The organism is Bacteroides bouchesdurhonensis (assembly GCF_900155865.1).
GTDB lineage: Bacteria > Bacteroidota > Bacteroidia > Bacteroidales > Bacteroidaceae > Bacteroides > Bacteroides bouchesdurhonensis.
Map to the genome: position 1 here is coordinate 1,195,898 of NZ_LT707006.1, position 23,355 is coordinate 1,219,252.

Annotated in this window: 15 protein-coding genes; 10 read left to right on the forward strand and 5 right to left on the reverse strand. The window is 40.4% G+C overall.

What is annotated here, in order from left to right; all coding sequences use genetic code 11:
- Nucleotides 1–165: 165 nt before the first annotated feature.
- The 9 genes from CZ225_RS04790 to CZ225_RS04830 all read left to right on the forward strand — a co-directional run bounded on the left by CZ225_RS04790 (nucleotide 166) and on the right by CZ225_RS04830 (nucleotide 15,155).
- Entirely contained in the window at nucleotides 166–3,300 is a 3,135-nt protein-coding gene (locus tag CZ225_RS04790; RefSeq protein WP_077153166.1) for a SusC/RagA family TonB-linked outer membrane protein, read from the forward strand.
- 12 nt (nucleotides 3,301–3,312) lie between these two features.
- Complete coding sequence (locus tag CZ225_RS04795) at nucleotides 3,313–5,295, forward strand: RagB/SusD family nutrient uptake outer membrane protein (RefSeq protein WP_077153167.1); 1,983 nt, start codon at nucleotides 3,313–3,315, stop codon at nucleotides 5,293–5,295.
- Between the two features lie 25 nt (nucleotides 5,296–5,320).
- Nucleotides 5,321–6,598: a DUF4959 domain-containing protein gene (locus CZ225_RS04800; protein ID WP_159441750.1), complete on the forward strand. Its 1,278-nt coding sequence runs from the start codon at nucleotides 5,321–5,323 to the stop codon at nucleotides 6,596–6,598.
- Between the two features lie 25 nt (nucleotides 6,599–6,623).
- Complete coding sequence (locus CZ225_RS04805; protein WP_077153169.1) at nucleotides 6,624–7,352, forward strand: DUF4998 domain-containing protein; 729 nt, start codon at nucleotides 6,624–6,626, stop codon at nucleotides 7,350–7,352.
- 538 nt (nucleotides 7,353–7,890) lie between these two features.
- Entirely contained in the window at nucleotides 7,891–9,513 is a 1,623-nt protein-coding gene (locus CZ225_RS04810; protein WP_077153170.1) for a glycoside hydrolase family 172 protein, read from the forward strand.
- Between the two features lie 20 nt (nucleotides 9,514–9,533).
- On the forward strand, nucleotides 9,534–10,850 hold the full coding sequence (locus CZ225_RS04815) for a sedoheptulokinase (protein WP_077153171.1): 1,317 nt from the start codon (nucleotides 9,534–9,536) through the stop codon (nucleotides 10,848–10,850).
- 11 nt (nucleotides 10,851–10,861) lie between these two features.
- Nucleotides 10,862–12,499, forward strand: a complete 1,638-nt coding sequence (locus CZ225_RS04820) for a glycoside hydrolase family 172 protein (protein WP_234982997.1) — start codon at nucleotides 10,862–10,864, stop codon at nucleotides 12,497–12,499.
- Between the two features lie 130 nt (nucleotides 12,500–12,629).
- Complete coding sequence (locus CZ225_RS04825) at nucleotides 12,630–14,693, forward strand: glycoside hydrolase family protein (RefSeq protein WP_077153172.1); 2,064 nt, start codon at nucleotides 12,630–12,632, stop codon at nucleotides 14,691–14,693.
- A 159-nt stretch (nucleotides 14,694–14,852) separates the two neighbouring features.
- Nucleotides 14,853–15,155 (forward strand): RyR domain-containing protein, encoded by a 303-nt coding sequence (locus CZ225_RS04830; protein WP_025074089.1) that lies wholly within the window; start codon nucleotides 14,853–14,855, stop codon nucleotides 15,153–15,155.
- Between the two features lie 125 nt (nucleotides 15,156–15,280).
- Here CZ225_RS04830 and pyrH read toward each other — a convergent pair whose 3' ends face one another.
- The 5 genes from pyrH to CZ225_RS04855 all read right to left on the reverse strand — a co-directional run bounded on the left by pyrH (nucleotide 15,281) and on the right by CZ225_RS04855 (nucleotide 21,382).
- On the reverse strand, nucleotides 15,281–15,991 hold the full coding sequence (gene pyrH, locus CZ225_RS04835) for a UMP kinase (protein WP_025074088.1): 711 nt from the start codon (nucleotides 15,989–15,991) through the stop codon (nucleotides 15,281–15,283).
- Nucleotides 15,992–16,111: 120 nt separating this feature from the next.
- Nucleotides 16,112–17,425, reverse strand: coding sequence for an MATE family efflux transporter (locus CZ225_RS04840; RefSeq protein WP_077153173.1), 1,314 nt, complete (start codon nucleotides 17,423–17,425; stop codon nucleotides 16,112–16,114).
- Nucleotides 17,426–17,494: 69 nt separating this feature from the next.
- The gene (locus CZ225_RS04845) at nucleotides 17,495–18,256 is read right to left on the reverse strand and encodes a glycerophosphodiester phosphodiesterase family protein (RefSeq protein WP_025074087.1); all 762 of its coding nucleotides are present in this window, start codon (nucleotides 18,254–18,256) and stop codon (nucleotides 17,495–17,497) included.
- Nucleotides 18,257–18,284: 28 nt separating this feature from the next.
- Nucleotides 18,285–19,571, reverse strand: a complete 1,287-nt coding sequence (locus CZ225_RS04850; protein ID WP_077153174.1) for an MFS transporter — start codon at nucleotides 19,569–19,571, stop codon at nucleotides 18,285–18,287.
- 368 nt (nucleotides 19,572–19,939) lie between these two features.
- A complete protein-coding gene (locus CZ225_RS04855) occupies nucleotides 19,940–21,382 on the reverse strand; it encodes a sn-glycerol-1-phosphate dehydrogenase (RefSeq protein WP_234982998.1) in 1,443 nt (480 codons plus the stop codon).
- 343 nt (nucleotides 21,383–21,725) lie between these two features.
- On the opposite strand from CZ225_RS04855, the gene glpA reads away from it, so the two are divergent.
- Nucleotides 21,726–23,348, forward strand: a complete 1,623-nt coding sequence (gene glpA, locus CZ225_RS04860) for an anaerobic glycerol-3-phosphate dehydrogenase subunit A (protein ID WP_077153175.1) — start codon at nucleotides 21,726–21,728, stop codon at nucleotides 23,346–23,348.
- Nucleotides 23,349–23,355: the final 7 nt, after the last annotated feature.

Below are 23,355 nucleotides of genomic sequence, written 5' to 3' on the forward strand. Positions count from 1 at the left end.
ACAAAAAACACTATTATCATGAATACTACTTAATTTTTATTTCTGTTTTGATCTGTAAAATCAGGTATTGATAGATTTTACAGCGAGGTACATTGACCTTTTATTGAGGAATAGATTGCAAAATTTGAATTTATAAACCTATCGTTAATCATTAAATGTAGAATTATGGAACATTCTAAAAACACGAAAAAAGAACCGGTCGGTATTCTTAAACTGTTTTTACTGTTACTATGTATGGCGGGGACTTCCGTTTTTAATCAGGTGTTGGCGGCAGCTGATCAAGAACCGTTGAAAGTAACAGGAGTTGTGTTTGATGAATTGGATACTCCTCTTCCGGGAGCTACAGTTCAGGTAGACAAATCCACTAAAGGTGTTATTACTGATTTGGATGGAAAATTTGAAATTGAAGTATTGCCGACAGACAAATTACTTATTTCTTATGTGGGATATGAGACAAAGTTAGTAACTATTGGTGATAAGAAATCTTTAGTTGTAAAACTTGAAACGAAAGCCAATGAATTGCAGGATGTAACAGTTGTTGCCTTTGGTAAACAAAAAAAGGAGAGTATGACTTCGGCTATTGAAACCATTAATCCTAAAGAACTTAAGTTGCCAACTGGAAACTTAACAGCTGCGTTGGCAGGACGATTGGCAGGAGTGATCTCTTATCAAAAAAGTGGAGAACCGGGTAAAGATAATGCGGAATTTTTTGTACGTGGTGTGACTACGTTCGGGTATTCATCTTCTCCTTTGATTTTATTGGACGGTTTTGAAATCTCAGCGAATGATTTGGCTCGCATACAACCAGATAATATCGAACAGTTTTCAATATTGAAAGATGCGACTGCTGCCGCACTATATGGATCGAAAGGTGCAAATGGTGTTATTATGGTAACAACCAAAAAAGGAAAGGAAGGAAAGCCGCGGGTGTCTTTCCGTCATGAATCACGTTTTTCTACACCTACTAAGATTCCTGAAACGGTAGATGGGGTGACTTATATGAAATTGTATAATGAGGCACAGTTCAATGATAATCCATTGTTGCCTCCTTACTATGAAGCGCAAAAGATTCAAAATACGATTAACGGAGTCAATCCATATGCTTATCCTAATGTAGATTGGTATGATGAGTTGTTTAAGAACTTTACATACAATCAATATTATTATTTGAATGTAAGTGGGGGTAGCAAAGATATTCAATACTATTTGGCGGCTGCTTATACCAATGAAACCGGTATCTTGAAGAATGAAAAAAAGAATAATTTTCAGAATAATATTAATATCGGTACTTATGATGTAACGGCAAAAGTCAATCTACAATTGACAAAAACGACTTCTTTTGAGGTTAATATGAATTCTCGTTTTCAGAATTATACAGGTCCCTCGGTGGAGGCAAACGATATCTTTAACAGAGTGATGGACGCTAATCCGGTTGAATTTCCTAAATATTATTTGACGGATGAAGAGCACCGTTATGATGAGCATGTACTTTTCGGGATGAATCCCCGTAACAGCATGGCCAATCCGTATGCGGATATGGTGAAGGGGTATAAGGATGGATTCTCAAGTAACATCTTGTCGCAGTTTTCCTTTAACCAGAAGTTGGACTTTTTAACTAATGGACTTGCTTTTCATGCCAAAGTCTCTATCAAGACGGATAGTTCACACGACAGCAATCGTTCATATAATCCGTATTTCTATAATATCAAAGATTACGATGAACTGTCTAATATCTATTCTTTGTCTCAAATAGCAGAAGGTACTAAGGTACTGGGCGATCCTGCTAATACTCGTACGGCTAACAGTCATTTTTATTTTGAAACAGGCTTGAGTTATGCCAATGTATTGAATGAAGATCATGAATTGGGAGCTGTTTTGGTGTATACACAGGAAGAAAATAAAAATACGGCAGCAGAAGGAAGCATTCAGGTTACATTGCCACAGCGTAATCAAGCTATTCGTGCTCGTGCGAATTATGCTTATAAGTCTAAATATATGGCAGAGGCCAGTGTGACTTATAATGGTTCTGAAAAGTTTGATGCAGATCATCGTTGGGGTGTTTTTCCTGCCATGGGTGTAGGTTATATGATTTCGAATGAGGATTTCTGGCAACCTTTGTCAGAGGTTATGGAAAAATTCAAGATCCGTTACTCGTACGGATTGGTAGGAAATGATAATATTTCAGATCCGAGGGATCGTTTCTATTTCTTATCGGATATAAAGAGAGAAGGCGGATATACATGGGGAAAAGATTTTCTGACATCTTATAGCGGATTGAAAGTGAATCGTTATGCTAATCCGGAAATCACATGGGAAATCGCTCGTAAACAGAATTTGGGCGTGGAAGTTAATCTATGGAGAATGTTGGATATCCAACTGGATTATTTCATGGAAAAACGTGAGAAGGTGTACGAGAAACGGGCACATATCCCGGCAACGATGGGAATTATAAATGATATTTGGGGAAATGTCGGAGAAGTAAAATCATGGGGATGGGACGGATCAGCCGACCTGAATTATGTGATCAATAAGGATGCTTGGGTTACAGGTCGTTTCAATTTTACTTATGCAAAGAATAAGGTTACGGAAAGAGAAGAACCCGCTTATCGTGATGAATATCTGAGAACTATAGGATGGCCGGTAAGACAGCAATGGGGATTAATAGCCGAACGTTTGTTTATTGATGAATATGACGTAGCTAATTCTCCGGTCCAGAATTTAGGAACAAAAGCTCAGGCGGGAGATATTAAGTACAAGGATATTAATAATGATGGAATAATCAATGATAATGATAAAGTTCCTATCGGTTATCCGTCAGTACCTGAGTTGAGTTATGGTTTCGGTTTATCGGCAGGATATAAAAACTGGGATATTTCTTTCTTCTTTCAGGGACAAGGACATTCTTCTTTCTTTATAGATCCTTATAAAATATCTCCGTTCAGGAATTACCGGAATGTGGTATCTTATATTGCCGACGATCATTGGAGCCAGAATAATCCGGTCAGTCACGCATTCTGGCCTCGTTTGAGTACCCAGGATAATTCGAATAACTATAAAAAAGAATCAACCTGGTGGTTGCGTGACGGGCGTTATCTCCGTCTGAAAAACGTAGAACTTGGCTATTCTTTACCTAAACATGCTTTGCGTAAGGTGGGATTGGGTAATGTACGCTTTTATTTCACAGGCTTGAATTTACTTTGTTTCAGTTCGTTTGATTTATGGGATCCGGAAATGGGAGACAACGGACTGGGATATCCTTTGCAGCGAGTGTATAATGTAGGTGTTCAATTTGATTTTTAAAAAGTAGTAGCAATGAGATTTTCATTAAAACATATTATGGGAGCGATGGCTATCGTCCTAGGGATGGGCAGTTGCGATTATCTGAATATTGTTCCGGATAATACCATTGAGTTGGAAAGTATGTTCGAGACGCAGAAACAAGCTTATGGAGCATTGGCGGCTTGCTATGAGTATATGCCTAATTACGGTTGGTTAAACAATTCTATGAACCTTGCGGGGGATGAATTTATTGTTCGTCTGGACGGAGGTGAATCGGGAGATCGTGGCCGTATGCCCGGTGAAAAATTAATGAAGGGATGGAACAGTGCTCAAGATCCTTTTTTAAGTTATTGGAACGGAAATAGAAATGCAGCGTCTTTGTATGTAGGCATCCGTTATTGTAATCTTTTCCTGGAAAATATTCATCTGGTAAAAGATATTAAAGAGGAAGATAGAAAAGATTGGATTGCGCAGGTAAAGGTACTGAAAGCTTTTTACCATTTCTATCTGACTCGCCTGTATGGTCCTATTTGTATTGTAGACAAGAACCTGACGCCTTCCGCTTCACCGAGTGAGGTGCGTTTGAAACGTCAGCCTGTGGATGTTTGTTTCAAATATGCGGTCGATTTGATTGATGAGGTATTATATGATGAGAACGGGAATGAGAAAACAGACCTGAAAGACGATCGCCCCAATGAATTTTTGGGAATGGTAGACCGTACGATCGCTAAGGCGATTAAGGCTGTTATATTAGTGACTCAAGCCAGCCCGTTGTTCAATGGGAATGCTGAGTATTATAGTAATTTTAGAAATGTGGATGGTGAGTTGTTTTTCCCGATGGAAAAAGATAACGAGAAATGGAAGAGGGCGTTGGATGCCATTAAGATTGCTATCGATGCAGCTCATGCACGAAACAAAAAGTTGTATAGATATGATGCTCAAGGTGGAGCAAATATAGAATTTTTTGATAAAGACATCTGGGGAAAATCGGAGATTATTGAACATTGTTATAATAATCGTTATTCCATTGTCGATCCTTGGAATGATGAATTAATATGGGGGTACTCAAATGTTGGTGGCTTCGACCAAGGAACTTTCCAACATGCTTCTCAATGCCGTCGAATGGATAATCAAGGAATGTCGGAATATAGTTGGCAATGGCTGTGTGCCACTTATCGGATGGGTGAGCTGTATTATACAAAAAATGGAGTACCCATCAATGAAGATCAGACCTTTGATTATGACAACCGTTTGGATATAGTCACTATTCCGGATGATACTTATCATTTAGGTTATATGCAGGCTAATGAGAAAACTGTTAAGTTATACTTGAACCGCGAACCACGTTTCTACAGTTGGATTGCCGTTGATAATTGCTATTGGCGTAATCATCAAAACAAATTGGAAATGCATATGAAGTACGATGAATACCCCGGTGGACGTTACGGTACGAAACAGGATGACTTTTATTGGTCGGGTATTGCTATCAAGAAACTGGTGCATCCGGAATCGTTGAATGAGTATGCTGTTCGTATGGTTCGCTATCCGAATCCGATTATCCGTCTGGCGGATCTTTACTTGCTGTATGCAGAAGCTTCTAACGAGTATTACGGACCGGGTGAAGACGCTTATCATTATTTGAACGAAGTGCGGAAAAGAGCCGGACTACCCAAAGTAGAAACTGTTTGGAGCGATGCGTCTATTGTGAAGAATATAAACAAACACCAGACACAAGAAGGATTGCGAGAAATCATACAGACAGAAAGGTTGATTGAACTTTCGTTTGAAGGACACCGTTATTTTGACCTTTGCCGTTGGAAACGTGCTAATGAGTTCTTTGTATCGTCGGTGAAAGGATGGAACGCACGTACCGGTCGTACCTATGAAGACTTTTATCAGGTGACTGAATTGCAAGCGCGTGTATGGGAGACTCCTAAGAATTATTTGTTCCCGATTCCGCTGGATGATATTAATAAAAATCCTAATCTGGTGCAGAATCCGGGATGGGGAAAGTAAGTATTCACAAAATATAAATAGGAACATGAAAAAGATATATTATGGCTTAATGTTGCTTTTAAGCGGAATGTTTATGATCACTGCAAGTTGTTCGGACGATGACGAAGGTAGTAGTGACAAGGCAGCACCGGGACAAATCTCTAATGTACGTTTTGTTCCCAATTACGGTGGAGGATATTTCTTGTATGATATCCCGGATGATCCGGACTTCTTATATGTGCGTGCCGATTATACGGTAGATTCCGGTGAGAAAGTATCGAAGACGAGCAGTACATACACTGATACTTTGTTTATTGAAGGATTCGGGCAGGTGAAAGAATATGAAGTCAAACTTTATTCCGTAGACCGTAACGGTAACGTATCTGTACCGGTAGTTGAAACGATTACTCCGATGGAGGCCAATACGAATATGGTAGCTTCCACATTGAAGATACGTCCGGGTTTTTCTGCATTGATTGCCGAATGGACCAATGAATTAAAGCAAACGGTAGACGTATATGTACGTCTCAGTGATGGGGAAGCTGTTGCTGAGAAAGTGCTCTCATCCAATTCAAAAGACGGCTTCTTCTTGGTAGAAAACTTGCAGAATAAGGATTATACGGTTTCTACCTATGTGAAAGATCAGTACGGAAATGTTTCCGGGGTACAGGATTGTGGAACCCTGAAACCGTTGGCTGATGCTCCTTTGAGTAAATCAAGTTGGACTTTTCTTGCTAACCAAAAGTTGTATGGAAATCGCTGGAATTATGATATTGATCCGAACCCGGATAACCAGCAACCTTATGATGAGTATTTAGAGGCCTTTACAAAAGACAGTTTGCGAAATGCGCCACCGGCTGCTTATGAAGGACGTATCGAGAAGTTCTGGGATGATGTAACTTATAAGATGAGTCCGGAAAATTATAACATCTTTAATACCGGGGAATGGGGATATCCATATTCTTATTTCATTGATTTGGGACGAACAGTCAGAGGAAGTCGTGTGCGTTACTGGCAACGCTTATCCGATAAATATGGTAATGAGAATGTACAAACATTCCAATTGTATATCAGTGATGACAAAGATCCGACGGACGGAATAACAGACTGGGAGTTTGTAGGAACATATAAAATCATTAAACCGGCGGATTCTTATGAAGCAGATCAGGAGGCAATGGCCGGACATGAGTTTATCTTATACCCGAAAGAAACCAAATACACTAAACCATTCCGTTATTTGAGATTTAAAGCTATCAAAGGATTTTCGGAAAGAATGGTGTCTGTAGGTTCTGAAATCACGTTATATGGGTTGGAAGGTGAATGATTAATCTAAATAAAAACGGATAATTATGAAACGTAAATATATTTATATAGTAGGAAGTTTGTTGTTATTTGCCGGTCTGATCGGTTGTGAGGACATGGATGATAATTATAAACAGTATTTGCAGGAATATAACTATTCCGGTAAGGTTGAGGCTTTGCGGAGTTACATTGGGTTTGAACGTATAGCGTTAGCTTGGGATGTCCCAAAAGATCAAAAGTCAAAACAAATCCTGGTTGAGTACGGAGCAGATAAACAGCAGAAATTATTTGACCACATGGTGGATTCTGTTGTGATTGACGGGTTGGATGCTGCTACGGGATATGATTTTGCCGTATATACTTTGGATAATGCCGGTAATCGTTCTGTACCTGCTACTATTACAGCTTTACCTATTTCTCGGACGGTGGTGGATAATTTGGTTCCACCTACTTGTTCTTATGTCGAAGTAGATGGGGTACCAAACGTATATTGGGCAGGACTTTCGGCGGTCAGTATGGCATTCTGTAAGTATAGTTATATTGATTATAAAATAATGTCGGAAGATGAAAGTGAAGTTGTAACCAAGGGATGTCTGAAAAATACAGACGTAACGAGTTTGAATCGTGTGGGTGAATTGAAACTGCCTGCTCCGCAGTTGAGCAAAGGATCGACTTATTATGTTGATTTTACAGCCTATGTATATCCTATTTCAAGCGATATTGTTACCATGGATTCGGTTCCGGTCAATAAAAGGACCAGAATTATAGTAGAATAATACTGTTTTCAAGGCGGAGCTGACTACAGATTCGGATAGGTTATCTCAGTCCATTCAGATATACCATAAGGACTTTGGGTCAGCCCGTAGTATGAAGCACTTTGTTTTATATAGAGAAATGCCTTGTTCTAAGGCATGAAACACTCTGTTTCACTATATAGAACACTTTGTTTCAATAGGGTGAAACACTTCGTTCTCCTATATGAAACACTTCGTTCTGGCGGTTGAAACTATTTAATTATACGGTTGAATTTAGTTTCTTTACTGTGTAGACGCTTCCGGGAAGCATAAAGTAAACTGGTGATAGGTGATAGATGGGGTGATAGGTTATAAACTAACCTATCACCTTCTGAAACTACTATGAATAGGCGGATACAGAAGGTTGGTGATAGGTTGATAGAGGAAATGATGTTTTTATCTGGGTAGGAGTATGAAATCTACAATAAGTACCGATTATAAATTAATTGTAATGATGTACTTGTGGAAAAATAATGTACTTTTGTGATACTCATCTCCGGATATTTAATAAACTAAAGTTATGAATAGAATTAAAGGAATATGTTTAGCGGCTTTACTGATTATTATAGGAGGTCGTTCTATAGCGTCCGATAAAGTGACAATAAGCACTTTGTTGGATGAAATGATTTCATTCGAAAAGGCAGCGGAGTTTCCGGATCCTTATTATACGTGTAAAATGATTAGTAGTTATGATCGTCGAACAGTATCACCTGATAAAGACTGGTGGTATGCCAATGACGATGGTTTCGGCTGCATGAGACTGGACACGATTCAAGGTCGCGTAGAAAAAGTCATGTTCGATTATGAAGGACCGGGAGTCGTTACACGTATCTGGCTGACTACAAATGTAAAAAATGGTACCCTTCGTTTTTATTTTGATGGCGAAGAAAATCCACGACTGGTAATTCCCGCTTACGATATGACACGTGCTCCTTTCAGGGTAGGTGATGCACTTTCTTTAATTCATACCAATTACACCCCCGAAGGTGCAGGAGGAAATACATTTATGTTTCCGCTTCCTTATCAGAAAAGCTGTCGGATTACTTTCGAAGAGCCCAATAAAGATAGAAATACCTGGTCACCGCGATATCATGAGATAGAATACCGCACTTATGCCCCGGGAACAGAAGTCGAAACGTTTCATCCCGGACAGGTACATTCCCACATCATGCAGGAAAAGATACAAGATGTAAACAAGGCACTTTGGAACCCTTCGACTTTTAAAGGCGGCGAACGTCGTGAGTTTGCTATGGATATTGCCCCTAATCAAAAAAGCTCATTGGAACTTCCTGCCGGAAGTCATGCGGTCCGTTCATTGATTATTGATGTACATTGCCGGAAAGGAGACTATGCGAAGATGATGCGACAGTTAATTCTCAAAATATCTTTTGATGGAAAAGAAACAGTCTGGGCACCGTTAGGAGATTTCTCAGGAGCAGGATTGGGAGCTCCGAAGGTAGATAGCTGGTATATGGATGCAGACGGTCGTGGACATATCACATCACGCTGGGTAATGCCTTATAAAGAAAATGCTAAAATAGAAGTGGAGAACTTATTTGAATTCCCCGTCTGGATGAATGTCAGAGCACATGTGTCAGACTGGAAGTGGAACAAGAACACGCTTTATTTTCATACGACTTGGAAGCAGGAGAGAGGGATTGAATTATCAAACCGATATGATGACCATAAGGGGGATCATATGTGGAACTATATCACAATCAATGGTAGAGGAGTCTTTAAAGGCGATTTGCTTTCATTGTTTAACTATGCTCCCGATTGGTACGGTGAAGGAGATGAGAAAATATGGGTGGATAATGATGTCTTCCCTTCCCATCATGGGACGGGTACGGAAGATCATTACAACTGTTCTTGGGCACCGGTAGTTCCTTTCCACACTCCATATGGAGGTGCACCGCGGGCAGACAATCCTTCTTCACATGGTTTTAATGCTTTTGTACGTACCCGAAATCTGGATGGCATTCCATTTCAGAAATTATACCGGTTTGATATTGAAATGTTGAGTTGGAATCCGGGTAAAGTAGATTATGCAGTGACAAACTATTGGTATGGAGATTTGGATACCAAGATAAATGAAAGTTCGGGTAAAGAAGAAGTAGTAAATCCTTTACCTTATCTCATGTAGTTGAAACTAAACTGATAAATATGTATTGTGTAGGAATTGATATAGGTACGAGTTCTATTTGTGGTGTCGCTTATAATCTATCGACAGAAGACTGCATCACGATTGTAAAGGATAATAATACAAGTATTATATCTGGCAATCAATGGGAGAAAACACAGGATGCGGATGCTATCTTTCATATTGTAGAGGAAATCCTTTTGGAATTCAGACAGCAATGTACTGATATAAAAGGAATCGGATTCTCCGGACAGATGCATGGCATGTTGTACGTGGATAAATGCGGTGAAGCTGTCAGTCCGTTATATACGTGGCAGGATGGCAGGGGAAATCTGATTTATAAAGAAGGGCAAAGCTATGCAAGTTTTCTGAATCAGGAAACAGGATATCCGATGGCTACGGGCTATGGATTGGTCACTCACTTTTATAATGAACAAAACAATCTGGTTCCTTCGTCTGCCAATAAGCTGTGTACCATTATGGATTATGTGGCCATGAAGCTATGCCGTCGAAATGAACCGCTTATCGATTATTCCAATGCTGCCGGATTAGGACTTTTCGATAAAAGACGTTTGTTGTTCGATGTATCGGCTTGCGACGCAATACATTTAGACAGAACCTTATTGCCGGAAGTTATACCCTCCGGTTCATTGGTGGGGTATTGTGAAAATATTCCTGTATACGTTGCGATTGGTGATAACCAAGCTGCATTTTTAGGATCAGTGAAAGACATTGAGCATTCCATACATATAACGGTAGGTACTAGCAGTCAAATATCTGTTTACACAGATCGGTATATGGAAGTGGAAGGGCTGGATATCCGTCCATTGCCCGGAGGAGGATATATTCTGGTTGGTGCTCCTTTAAGTGGTGGTGTCTCATTTGCTATGCTAAAGGATTTCTTCGCTGATACGGTGAAGCTTTTTACAGGAATAGAGAAAAGCAGTCATGAACTGTATGAACGTATGATTTCTATTCCCTATCAAACGAATACCAATGACGGTATCGAAGTAGAAACTTTATTTAGCGGAACACGAGTGGAACCGGACAAAAGAGGGAAAATAGACCATATATCTCTTTCTAATTTTACTCCTGAGAATTTGATACGGGGATTTGTCAAAGGAATCAGTCAGAGCTTATATGATTACTTCCGGCTAATTCCTGATTCAGTCAGACAGAATAAAACAATATTAGTTGGATCGGGGAATGGCATAAAAAAGAATCCGTTAATACGTCAAGCACTTGAAGAACGCTTTGGTTATTCCTTGTATTTATCCAATGTACAGGAAGAAGCCGCTTTGGGAGCATGTGTTTGCAATATGGTATCAGACAAGAAATAATCAGTCAGAGTATGAGTGTAGTGGTAATAAGAAATTTGTATGTAAAAGCAGTATGCTTCTTATGGATAGCATTAGGCTCATGCTTAATGGCATTAAGTTCATGCAGTTCGGGAAATGATAAAACTAATTGCATAGCTTTAGAGAATTTGCTGGATGAAATGGTATCTGTAGAGGCGGACGTTGCTTTTCCGGAACCGGCTTTTACTACCAAGCATGTCTCTAGCTATGATAGGCGTTCTGTACTTCCGGGCACTTCTTCGTGGCATGCAAATCGGGATAACACTGGTTTTGTTCGTTATGAGGTCAATAACGGTCGGGTAGAAAAGGTATTGTTTGACGAAGAAGGTCCGGGAGTCATTACCCGTATGATAACAACGGGTGGTGCTAACGGAGCGAATTTGCGTATCTACTTTGACGGAGCGAAAGAAGCTGCTATTTTAATTCCCGCTTATGACATCGCTAAATTTCCATTGGCAATTCCTGAAGGATTACTCTATCGTCACGAACATTATGATACGACACAAGGCAGCAGTTTTTATTATCCGCTTCCTTATGCGAAAAGCTGCAAGATTACGGTAGACAATGTAGATCGTGATTATTTCTTCCATGCTTCGTGCCGTACCTATCCAAAGAATACGGAAGTCAGGACTTTTACTTTGGAAGAAGCGAATGAGTTGCAGGCGGAAGCACAACAAGTGAGCAATCAGTTGATGCACCCTCGTACTTATGGAGATAATCCGGTCAGCCGGAAGGAGTCTATGGCTGCCGGAGCATCCATCCTTATGGAATTACCTAAAGGAGGAAAAGCTATCCGTAGTCTACTATTCCAAGTTTCAGAATTTGATTCCATTCATTATGCTTCATTGATGAGGGGACTGATTGTGAATATCTCTTTTGATGGCAAAAGAACGGTTCGTGTACCATTAAGCGATCTTGTTGGTGCCGGTATGGGTGCTCCTGCTGTGGACAGTTATTATTTGGAAGCAGACGGCAAAGGTAAAGTGCTTTTGCGATTTGCGATGCCCTATCAGGAACAAGCAAGAATTGAAGTCAATAATATTTCCGGCTATCCGGTTACTTTGGAAGTAAAAGCATGTCTTTCCGATTGGAAATGGGAAAATAATACACTCTATTTCCATGCTGACTGGCGACAGGAAAACGGCTTGCCTACGAATTGCGGAATAGACTATAATATGGGAACGTTGAAAGGAAAAGGTGTTTTTAAAGGCGATATGTTGTCTCTTTATAATCATTCCCCACGCTGGTATGGCGAAGGTGACGAGCATATTTGGATAGATAACGACACTTTCCCTTCTCATTTCGGATGTGGTACAGAAGATTATTATAACACGACCTTCGCACCTATTCACGTCTATTTTAATCCGTTTGGAGGAGCTCCGAGAGAAGATGATGAGGCATCCCGGGGATATAATACTTTTGTCCGTACCCGTAATTTGGATAATGTACCGTTTAATGAACATTTGAAGTTTGAATTTGAACTGATCAGTTGGGATGGGGGGAAGGTAGATTATGCTTCAACTCTGTTTTGGTATGGTGATTTGGACACGCACATGACAAATCCATCGGATGATCAGGCTGCATTATATGATTTTCCGCCTGCTATTTTTACGGATACAGAACACAAATGATACTATTAGAATAATAGGAGAAATATGAAAGCTACTCTTAAAGCTATGTAAACTGTATCAATTGGCTGATAAGCGTATGGAACTAACATTTGGATAATTGATTTATTTATATAGAAACACAATTGAAAGTATGAAGAAATATGTATGGATAATTGGTCTTTGTACCCTAATGACGGGAGGAATGATTTCTTGCGAACAAACCGGTAGTGAACAGGAAGGAGCACGAATACATTTACTGAATAATAATTGGAATTTAAATGTGCCTGCCGTAGCGCAAGCGCAATTGAACGGAGATTCGGTTGAAGGCACGCTACCTGTTCTTTCAGATATAGAGAAAGGTTTTACGATTAAATGTAAGGTAAACTTGTGCACACCGACTTTTGACCGTCATCTCATAGAAATACCTGGAGTACTGGATGTTTGCCTTAAACAATATAATCCTTTCGACCGTAATAAGCAGAATTATCCGGCATATAAAATGCAGGATGGTACTGTTCCGGTTTTGGAAGCCGGGCTGGAATTAAAGTCTCCGGTGGATGGACATATGGAACGAATGACAGTAGGTATTCCGTTGGCTATGTTGGAACAACCGTGGGGAGAACATGAAGTTGTTTTAAACTTTTCCGGTGTTCGTTGGACTATGTATGTAGATGGGCAATTGTTGGATAATGATTTCCCTTTAGGGTATCCTCTGGTGGAGAAAATGGAACGTTGGAAGATAGACACAACATTTGTTTCACAAGCTGAGTTGTTTTATCCGGCTATACAACCCGAACGCATGGGCGGAGCAGAAGCGGGATTACAGCCCCAAGTACAATTCTGGACACCTACCGGACATAATGCGTGGGTAGGGGATGTTGTCAGTCTGTATCATGACGGAACTTATCATCTTTTCTATTTATATGACCGTCGCGGACATCAAAGCAAGTTCGGACGGGGCGGACATTATTTCGAACATCTTTCAACGAAGGATTTCCGGCATTGGACAGAGCATGAGGCAGCTGTGCCTATTGAAGAACAATGGGAAACATTTGGCACAGGTACTCCTTTTGTTTTCAATAACCAGCTTTGTATTAGCTATGGCTATCATACCACTCGTATCTATCCTCGTGAAGAAACTACACTCCCCGAACTGTATAAGTACTTGGAGGATAATGGACATACAGGTAACTTTGACCGCCATCAGATGTCGGGCGTTGCAGCGGGATCCTCTTATTCGGTAAGTGATGATGGCATTCATTTCCGTAAGACAGGTGTCTTGTTTCACCCTTGTGAAAATCCAAGTATCTATGTCGATCCGAAAGGGAATTTGAAGATGTTGGCCAATTATGGTGCTCGTGGTACGTGGGCTTCTGATTCTGTGAGTGGTGGCTGGCGTTGTTTGGACGAGAACTTCCCTTTAGGAGGTGACTGTACTTTCTTCTTCCATTGGGGAGATTATGATTATATTATCGGAGGTTTCACCCGTCTATGGTCTAAGCAAACTGCGCAACCGGATTCTGCTTATCAGGATATGGTAGCAATAGGTACGGATTTTTATAACGGTTCGTGTGTACCGACTATTACGGAAATATTCGACAACCGTTTTGTGATGGCAGGATGGATGTGGATGAAAGCTTGGGGCGGACCATTAGTCATTCATGAATTGGTACAATTGCCTGAAGGACGTATCGGTACGAAATGGATGGATGAATTGCTACCTGCAACCTCAACGGAAGTTACAACGATTCCGGAGAATTCGACGAAGATAGAGACTTTACCTTCTCATTCTTTCTTATTAACTTTTGATGTCACTCCGATTACTTCTGGCGGAAAGTTGTCAGTCTGTTTGTTGCCCTCTATTGATAAAGGTATGCAGGATGCCTGTGAATGGAAACTGGATGGTGCTGAAAAGCGAGCACAATACTCTTTTGCCGGTGATTGGACTACTCGTGAACGTTCTTTACGTGAAGGTGGTGCTCCACAGCAAGGACGTAATTATGCCATTGAGAATTTGATTGATACGGACCAACCTTTTAGGGTACGTATGGTAGTCAAAGCCTCTGATAAGTTTGACGGTTCTCTTGTGGATACGGAGATTGCCGGAAAACGTACAATGGTTTCTTATCGTGAAAAATTGACTCCGGAACGTCTGCAATTCCGTACAGAAAATATGAATATCACGAATATACGTATTACTCCTTTGGCGGATTAAGAGGTTCTACTGAAAATACGAATCGGATAAGATCAGGGCGGGAAACCTGAACTTATCCGATTATTTATTTGTTTGGGTTGAATTAAATCTGATAAGTAATGCTATCTTTGTGAGTTGGCATTACGTATCTGACAAAATAATCTATAAATAACAGTAAATATGAAAGATAATAGACAAACTTATATTCCTTCTCCGATGGACCTCTCATCAGTAGAATTACCCGAATCTCTTATTGAGTTGTCGGAAATGATTGCAAAGAATGTACATGAGGTATGGTCTAAATCCCGAATGGATGAAGGATGGACTTATGGCCCGGAACGTGATGATGTACATAAAAAACATCCTTGTCTCGTTCCTTATGAAGAATTGCCGGAAGGGGAGAAAGAATATGACCGGAATACTGCTTTAAATACAATAAAGTTGGTAAAGCATTTGGGGTATAAAATAGAGAAGGAGAAATAAAAAGACCACGAATAACATGAAGTTTCATTGATTAAATAAGAATGCGAATCCATAGTTGAAGATCGCTTACTTTATTGTTTATGTGAAAAAGCATGTTATTCGTGGTAATATACCAATGGAGAGGATTAGTTGTGAACGACAGTTCCTATTTCTTCGCCACTGATTACTTTCTTTAAGTTGCCAACAGTATCCATATCGAATACTACAATCGGCAGATTATTTTCTTTGCACATACAGGTAGCGGTCAGGTCCATTACTTTCAGGCCACGTTTTAATACTTCGTCATATGTAATATCGTGGAACTTGGTAGCAGTCGGATCCTTTTCTGGGTCGGCAGTATAGATACCGTCTACTCGGGTGCCTTTCAACATAACATCTGCTTCGATTTCGATACCTCTTAAAGAAGAGCCGGTATCTGTAGTGAAGAAAGGATTACCTGTTCCGCCGGACATGATAACGATTTCACCATTTTCCATGCATTCGATAGCTTTCCATTTGCTGTAGAATTCACCGATAGGTTCCATACGAACGGCTGTCAGTACGCGGGCTTTCACTCCGGCTGCTACTAGCGCGGAACTTAATGCAAGACTGTTGATAACGGTAGCCAACATTCCCATCTGATCACCTTTCACACGATCGAAACCTTTGTTGGCTCCGCTCAAACCGCGGAAAATATTACCTCCGCCAATCACAATACCTATTTGTACTCCCTGTTCGTGAATATCCTTAATCTGAGCAGCATATTCAGCCAGTCTTTTTTCGTCAATGCCGTATTGCTTTTCGCCCATCAGACTTTCCCCGCTCAGTTTTAGCAGGATTCTTTTATACTTTGCCATATCGATTTACTTTTAATTTCGGACAAAGATAGAGATAAAAACTGAAAGAGAAAGTCGTCCTGTCCCTATTTTTGATGCAGATAGATTTAGAAATGTACGAAGCAGATAGATGGGATCTCATTAGAGAAATATGACCTTTCTTCCCAAGTAGGTTTGTACAATTCCACGCATGAAGAGATAAATAAGGAAAGCTAGCCATAGTGCATGATTACCAAGAAGATGATGAAATATATAGTAAACTCCAAAAAAGCAAGCAGATGCAATGAACATAGAAATAAGCATTTGGCGAGTGGCGGTAGCACCAATAAAGATTCCATCCCATAAGAAAGCGGAAAAACCAGCGAGAGGAATGGCAAGCACCCAATAAAAATAAGAGTTTGCTTCCTTAATTACTGAAGATTCATTGGTTAATATGCCCAAAAATGCTTTTCCACCTACTAGATAAAGTAATGTAAATGCTAGTGAAAGGCCGAATCCCCAAAGGAAAAGCTTGCGTACAATCCGGTGAAGAGCGATTTGGTTCCCGGCACCTATATATCGCCCGGCTAAAGCTTCTCCGGCATAGGCAAAACCATCCATGATGTAAGAGAATAAAGTAAATAATTGCATGAGTAGGGTGTTTACAGCCAATACAATTTCCCCTTGTGCTGCTCCGGCAGAAGTGAAATACATGGTTACAACTACCAGACAAAGTGTTCGGAAAAAAATGTCTCTATTAACTTGGAAGAAACGATTCATTGCTTTCTTTTGCAGAATTTCTTTCCAAGTAATGTGCTGTTTATAAGGCTTATAGTAGCGTAAGTATAATAAGATTGCCATTAAAAAGCCTGCATACTGTGCTATTAAAGTTCCGGTGGCTACGCCTGCTACTTTCATATCTAGCAAGTAAACCAAACATAGACTTACAATGATATTCACAATGTTTTGAGTGATGGCAATGTACATCGGAAAACGGGAGTTCTGCATGCCGATGAACCAACCGGCAAAACCATATAAACCCAACATAGCAGGAGCTCCCCAGATACAAATGTAAAAGTAGAGGGTAGCCAGTTCTTTCACTTCATCAGTGGTATGTATGAGCATAAAGGCTATCTTGCAAATAGGGTATTGGAGCAAAAGTAAACAGAAAGCTAAAAATAATCCGATCCCTACAGATCGGATTAATAATCGTGTTACCTCGTTTGAGTCCTGCTTACCGAAAGCCTGAGAAGTCATTCCACTGGTTCCCATACGCAGAAAACCGAAAATCCAATATATGATATTGAAAAGCATACCACCCACTGCTATGGCACCAATGTAGGACGGTGCTCCCAAATGACCGACAATAGTAACGTCAATAAGCCCCAATAACGGTACGGTAATATTGGAGATGATGGACGGAATAGCTATCTGGAGAATACGTTTATTCGCGGTATTTTGCTTTATCTTAATCACTTTTATCTGGTTCTTTGTTAAAACAACAGCAAAAGTACTCTTTTGTTAGCTATTCTTAAAGCAATCTCTTTATTTAGCCAATAATTTTTGTAATTGTTCCGGCTGATTGGTGGTGATATAGTCTACACCTAAACCAATGAAATATTTCATATCATCTTCTTTATCTACAGTCCATACATTTACTTCCAGACCGAGTTTATGCGATTCTTTTACCCATTCAGGATGTTGCTTTATGGCTCCCATTGAATAATCGATACCTGCAAAGCCTAATCTTTTAATCTTTTTCGGTTCCATATCTCCCTCTAAGTAATAAATCTTAGTGTCGGGAAGTAATTTTTTGAAAGTCAGACAAGCATTAATAGAGAAAGCGATAATGTCCGTTCGGTCCAGTACCTTATATTTCTTTAAAGCTTTTACGATTTTAGCTGCGGCTTCATCTTCTCTTTTGATGTCTGTTAATGATTTCATTTCCAGTACGAGACGAGTTTTTGTGTTGGCTGCTGCATGTTTTAAGTATTCATCTAATGTCGGTAACTGTTCTCCATTATCCAGATATACTTTGCGTATTTCAGCAAATGGGGTCGTTTCCATGTTTACGCCTTTGAAGCTTTTGTCGTGATTGACTACCAGTTTACCATCTGTAGTCATCCATACATCAAATTCAGAACCAAATGCACCGATAGCATCAGCTTTTGTGATGGAGGCTATAGAATTCTGAGCAGACCCCGGAGTAGTCCAATAGCCTCGGTGGGCTACCACTTTGACTTGTGCACATACCATTGTACACATTGCAAGTGTAAATACTGTAAAAAAAGCAAATCTTTTCATCATATTATTTGATATTAAAAATAAAACTATTCTATTTCTTTTCGTCCTCTTCATAGCCATTCGCTTTAGCTTTCCAAGCGAGCATAAAGACAACTGCTCCCATGGAACCGAAAATAATTAAAGCACCGATGGCATAGTTCCAACCCATTGTTTGAGCTAGTAGTCCCAGCCCCCAACCGGAGATTAATGTACTTGCGTAACCAAACAGTCCAGTGAATCCTGCTGCACTTGCAGCAGCTTCTTGTGTTGCGATATTGGCTGCGGCAATTCCTACTAAAGCTTGCGGCCCGTAAATAAAGAAACCTGCACAACCTAGAATTAAAGCTGCCATCCACATGGGCGGATGATTTAATCCCCAAAATAGAGTGATAAATACGGTAGACATAATCATACAGATAACACATACGCGTGGTCCGCGTCCACCAAAGAAACGATCGGTTGCCCAACCGGCTACCAACATTCCGATAATACCGGATATCTCAAAACCTGCTACCATCCAACTGGCGTGTTCAATGGAAATACCTTTCCATTCTCCCAATAAGGTCGGTCCCCAGTCGAGTACGGCGTAACGAACAGTATATACAAAGAAGTTGGCAAAAGCTAATATCCAGATATAAGGATTGCAAAATACTCGTTTACGAATGATTTGCTTGAACTCTTTCGAGTCTTCATCCTTCTTTTCTTTTTTGGTAATGTTTAGTTCGGGGAGTCCTACTGAACTAGGAGTATCCCGTAGGGCGAACCATAAAAAAACTGCACCTAACAAAGCAACTATAGAAGGAAAGAAAAAGCACCAACGCCATCCCAGATTAACTACATAACCGCAGATGATAACAACCAAACCAGCTCCAATGGAATGGGATGTGTTCCAGATAGACATTTTGGTGGCCAGTTGTTTAGGGGGAATCCAATGCGTTAGCAATCGTACACAAGGAGGAAATCCCATGCCTTGGAACCATCCGTTTAGTACCCACATAATACCTAATATTAATACTGTGGAAGAAAAACCGAAAAGAATGTTACAGAATGCACAGAGAACCAAACCTGTAACCATAAAATAGCGGGAGTTTACTCGGTCGCCCAAGATACCGTTTGCAAAGCGAGATACGCCATAGAGCAATCCATGTAAGGTTAGAAATAAACCTAGGTCTGTTTTAGTGATACCTAGTTCGAGTTGCATGGCTGGCATGGCGATACTCAAGTTCTTACGAACAAAATAAAACATTGCATATCCTATCATTGTAGCTACAATCGTCCGAGTCTGCCAATATTGGAATTTTTTAGCAACGTCTTGAGGCGTAGTTGTAAGTTGTCTCATTTTCCTGTTTTATTTTAAAGGTGTATTTTCATCATAGTAATAAGCGGTTTTCTAGTCTGACAGATTAAACCGTTTTGAAGTATGAGTGTTTCGAATACTTTCGATTAAACGGTTTGATTTGTTTTCTGTGTCGCAAATATATGGAAAAAGAAATGTTTGCCAATGGAAAAAGATGATTATTTTCTTATAAAATGGATTTGTATGTGGGCTTTAAATATAAAAAGAAAGTAAAAGCTTCGATTCTGTTACTTTTCGATTACAAGAGTAAATTGAGGGTTTAATGAATAAAATAGCCTGAGTTTACCTCTTATCAGTAAACTCAGGCTGGCGTTTTCAATGTCTATACCTTATTATAATTATGTGTGAAATCAAATTTCCCAGATCTTTCCCTTGCCGAATAAACCATTCAGCCAGGTATTCATATATCCGGTGCGAAGTGCCAGGTCGAGTACGGTGAAACGACGGTTCATATATTGAGTACATAAAAATGTCTGTCGTAAATGGGTTCTTGAAATACCGACTTCTTCAGGATTGGTGGGTAGGCCTATTTGTTTCATCTTTGCTTTCATTTCTCTGTAAGGAATGAGTTGTTGTGACAAACGTTCACGAATCTCCGGCCAGTATTCTTTTAATTGTTGAAGCTGTATGCCAAGTTGCTCACGAGAGATGTATTTTGCCTTTGCTTCCTGAATGCAAACATTTAAACCTATCTCGGAAATGGCTTCTTTGGCTTGGCGTTCATATTCTTCTGCATCCGGCCAGTTGGCACAACATTTCTGTATATCCAAATCTTCAAGCGAGGCGTTTACTACCCATTCATAAAATGCTGTAATGGCAAGAATACCAATGCTGAGGAGGTCCCCATGGCTGACTGCTTTTGTCTTTTTGATCCGGCGTTCCAATTCCCAAAAATTGCTAAGCAAATGTTCGGCACCTGAAGCGGGACGGTTAGTTTTTACTAGTTGCATAGCAAATCCGCCCAGCATAAGACCTTCCATTAATTTAGCAATCGTGGTGTGTTCATCCTGAACAGAAGCCTTTTCGGTCAGTAGTAAAGCTTCATGGAAACCACTTTGGGTGATTTTCCATGCTTTTTCATCTATTGGCTCTACTCCCAGCCAGTCCGCAATAATCCAATCGGCACCTGCGGTCATTTTTGCAAGTAAGTCGGCATAGCCTGAAGTAGTCATCTTTGTCGGTGACTGCAAAATGACGTCTGTGTCTACTAGAACGGCTTGCGGGGCGACACATGGAAATAATTGTTTGATATCGTTTGCACGAATAGAAGCTCCGTAAGCTGTGTATCCGTCCATCGATGCAGCAGTAGCTACACACATATATCTTTTTCCTACCAGGTGGGAGGCAAGTTTTGTCAGGTCATTAATTGTGCCGGAACCGACCGCGATAGGTATTGCTTCACATTTCTTAAAGCATTCCACTAATTCGGTCACACAACTATATTCTGCATGTAAGGTTGAGGATTCGAAAATGAATGGAGATTCTTGTTCGATGTTCGCTTTGTGAAGAGCTTCCTCTACTCGTTTGCCGGCAGCAGCGTATGTATTTGTATCGGCTACAATAATTGCCTTTCTTCGTGGGAATTGTTTGGTGAACAAGTCTGCGACTTCTTCTAGTATTCCATCTCCCAGACGGAGTGCTCTGGTGTCACTGGTAGCTTCCAAGGCTTGTTCTATTCTTAACATGCCTCGTCTATATGGTTTCGGTTTATAGTCCGGATCTTCTTTTATGATGGAGTAAATCCGTTGGATGATTTCAGGGTTAAATTCAATTGAGATTTCAATATTCTCCATAATTCCTTTATATAATCAGGTTAAACATTTCATTTGACTAACTAAATTTCGTTTTCTACTTTCATTCATTCGCTTATTAGTTCTTATGAAGGCTACAAATATACATAGAAAGATAATTAGTTTGATAAAAATAACTATTCTTTTTTCGTAAAAGAAAGTTTTTTTGTTCTTTCCTGAGAAATCAGGTTTGCTTTGAGGATGAAAAGAATGCGGATAATAGCAAAAAGAAAATATAAATGTTTCGTAATATCGAAAATAATATCTATTTTTGCATAAAAGCGAAATGATAGATGCGTAAATCGAAATAGTTAAAGGCTGTTTCATGCTTAAAAAATAAATATTGATGGAAAATAGAGCGAATAAAGAGCAATTTGATGTAATTGTCATTGGGGGAGGTGCGACAGGAGCCGGCACAGCTCGCGATTGTGCGATGCGTGGATTGCGTGTGTTGCTGCTGGAACGCTTTGATTACACGAATGGTGCAACTAGTCGTAACCATGGACTGCTGCATAGTGGTGCCCGGTATGCGGTTAACGATCAGGAGTCGGCTGCTGAATGTATTAAAGAAAATATGATCTTGCGCCGTATAGCAAGTCACTGTGTAGAAGGAACTTCCGGTTTATTTATTTCTTTACCGGAAGATGATATAAATTATCAGACAACATTCATAAATAGCTGCCGGAAAGCGGGAATTGAAGCGGAAGCGATTGACCCGAAGGAAGCACTTCTTCTGGAGCCTTCGGCAAATCCTAGTTTGATTGGGGCGGTAAGAGTCCCGGATGGTTCCGTTGATCCGTTCCGATTGACTATTGCCAATATATTGGATGCACGTATGCATGGGGCAACGACTCTAACTTATCATGAAGTGATTGAGTTCATCAAAGAGCAGGATCGTGTAGTCGGCGTTTGTGCGCTTGATCATAAAACGAAAGAAAAGAAAAACTTCTATGCACCTGTCACTGTGAATGCCGGGGGGATTTGGGGACATCATATTGCAGAGTTGGCAGGAGTCAGAGTAAATATGTTCCCAGCTAAGGGAGCTTTGTTGATTTTCGGTCATCGTGTGAATAATGTTGTGTTGAATCGTTGCCGTAAACCTGCCGATGCGGATATTCTGGTGCCGGGAGATACCATTTGTGTAATTGGTACTACCTCCAGTCATATTCCATATGATGAGATTGACCATATGCATGTTACTCCGGATGAAGTGAAAATCCTTTTGGAAGAAGGAGAGAAGCTGGCACCTTCATTGGCTACGACCCGTATTCTTCGTGCGTATGCCGGAGTTCGTCCTTTGGTGGCTGCCGATGATGATCCTTCCGGTAGAAGTATTAGCCGGGGTATTGTCTTGTTGGATCACGAAAAACGCGATGGACTTGATGGATTCGTAACCATTACGGGCGGAAAGCTGATGACTTACCGGTTGATGGCGGAATGGGCAACCGATCTGGTTTGTAAGAAACTAAGTATAGATAAAGTTTGTCGGACGGCTGACGTTGAGTTACCTGGATCAAGAGGGGCGGTAGATGTAAAGGATAAGAAAGAAGCTGTCACTATCTCAATGGTGAGAAAGGCGGAAGAAGGACGTCATGGTGAACTTGCCAGTAGAATAGCCAATAATAATAAATTTGATGACAGTCTTGTGTGTGAGTGCGAAAGTGTAACGGTCGGTGAAGTAGATTATGCTTTTAATGAGTTGGATGCTGATACGTTGGTTGCACTTCGCCGTCGTACTCGTTTAGGGATGGGGACCTGCCAGGGAGAACTTTGTGCTTGTCGGGCTGCCGGATTATTAGGGAAGGCACATCAGTGTTCCGGTCGGGCAAAAGCGGACTTAGTTACTTTTCTGAATGAGCGTTGGAAAGGTATGTATCCCATTGCCTGGGGCGAATGTCTGCGTGAAAGTCAGTTTTCGGCATGGGTGTATGATAATGTATGTGATTTAGGCTCGACTGACAAAAAATGATAAAGAC

What these genes read in the sequence shown, in the direction of transcription:
- CZ225_RS04790 (WP_077153166.1), top strand. Translation starts at nt 166, where the DNA reads ATGGAACATTCTAAAAACACGAAAAAAGAACCGGTCGGTATTCTTAAA.
- CZ225_RS04795 (WP_077153167.1), top strand. Translation starts at nt 3,313, where the DNA reads ATGAGATTTTCATTAAAACATATTATGGGAGCGATGGCTATCGTCCTA.
- CZ225_RS04800 (WP_159441750.1), top strand. Translation starts at nt 5,321, where the DNA reads ATGAAAAAGATATATTATGGCTTAATGTTGCTTTTAAGCGGAATGTTT.
- CZ225_RS04805 (WP_077153169.1), top strand. Translation starts at nt 6,624, where the DNA reads ATGAAACGTAAATATATTTATATAGTAGGAAGTTTGTTGTTATTTGCC.
- CZ225_RS04810 (WP_077153170.1), top strand. Translation starts at nt 7,891, where the DNA reads ATGAATAGAATTAAAGGAATATGTTTAGCGGCTTTACTGATTATTATA.
- CZ225_RS04815 (WP_077153171.1), top strand. Translation starts at nt 9,534, where the DNA reads ATGTATTGTGTAGGAATTGATATAGGTACGAGTTCTATTTGTGGTGTC.
- CZ225_RS04820 (WP_234982997.1), top strand. Translation starts at nt 10,862, where the DNA reads ATGAGTGTAGTGGTAATAAGAAATTTGTATGTAAAAGCAGTATGCTTC.
- CZ225_RS04825 (WP_077153172.1), top strand. Translation starts at nt 12,630, where the DNA reads ATGAAGAAATATGTATGGATAATTGGTCTTTGTACCCTAATGACGGGA.
- CZ225_RS04830 (WP_025074089.1), top strand. Translation starts at nt 14,853, where the DNA reads ATGAAAGATAATAGACAAACTTATATTCCTTCTCCGATGGACCTCTCA.
- pyrH (WP_025074088.1), bottom strand. Translation starts at nt 15,991, where the DNA reads ATGGCAAAGTATAAAAGAATCCTGCTAAAACTGAGCGGGGAAAGTCTG.
- CZ225_RS04845 (WP_025074087.1), bottom strand. Translation starts at nt 18,256, where the DNA reads ATGATGAAAAGATTTGCTTTTTTTACAGTATTTACACTTGCAATGTGT.
- CZ225_RS04850 (WP_077153174.1), bottom strand. Translation starts at nt 19,571, where the DNA reads ATGAGACAACTTACAACTACGCCTCAAGACGTTGCTAAAAAATTCCAA.
- CZ225_RS04855 (WP_234982998.1), bottom strand. Translation starts at nt 21,382, where the DNA reads ATGGAGAATATTGAAATCTCAATTGAATTTAACCCTGAAATCATCCAA.
- glpA (WP_077153175.1), top strand. Translation starts at nt 21,726, where the DNA reads ATGGAAAATAGAGCGAATAAAGAGCAATTTGATGTAATTGTCATTGGG.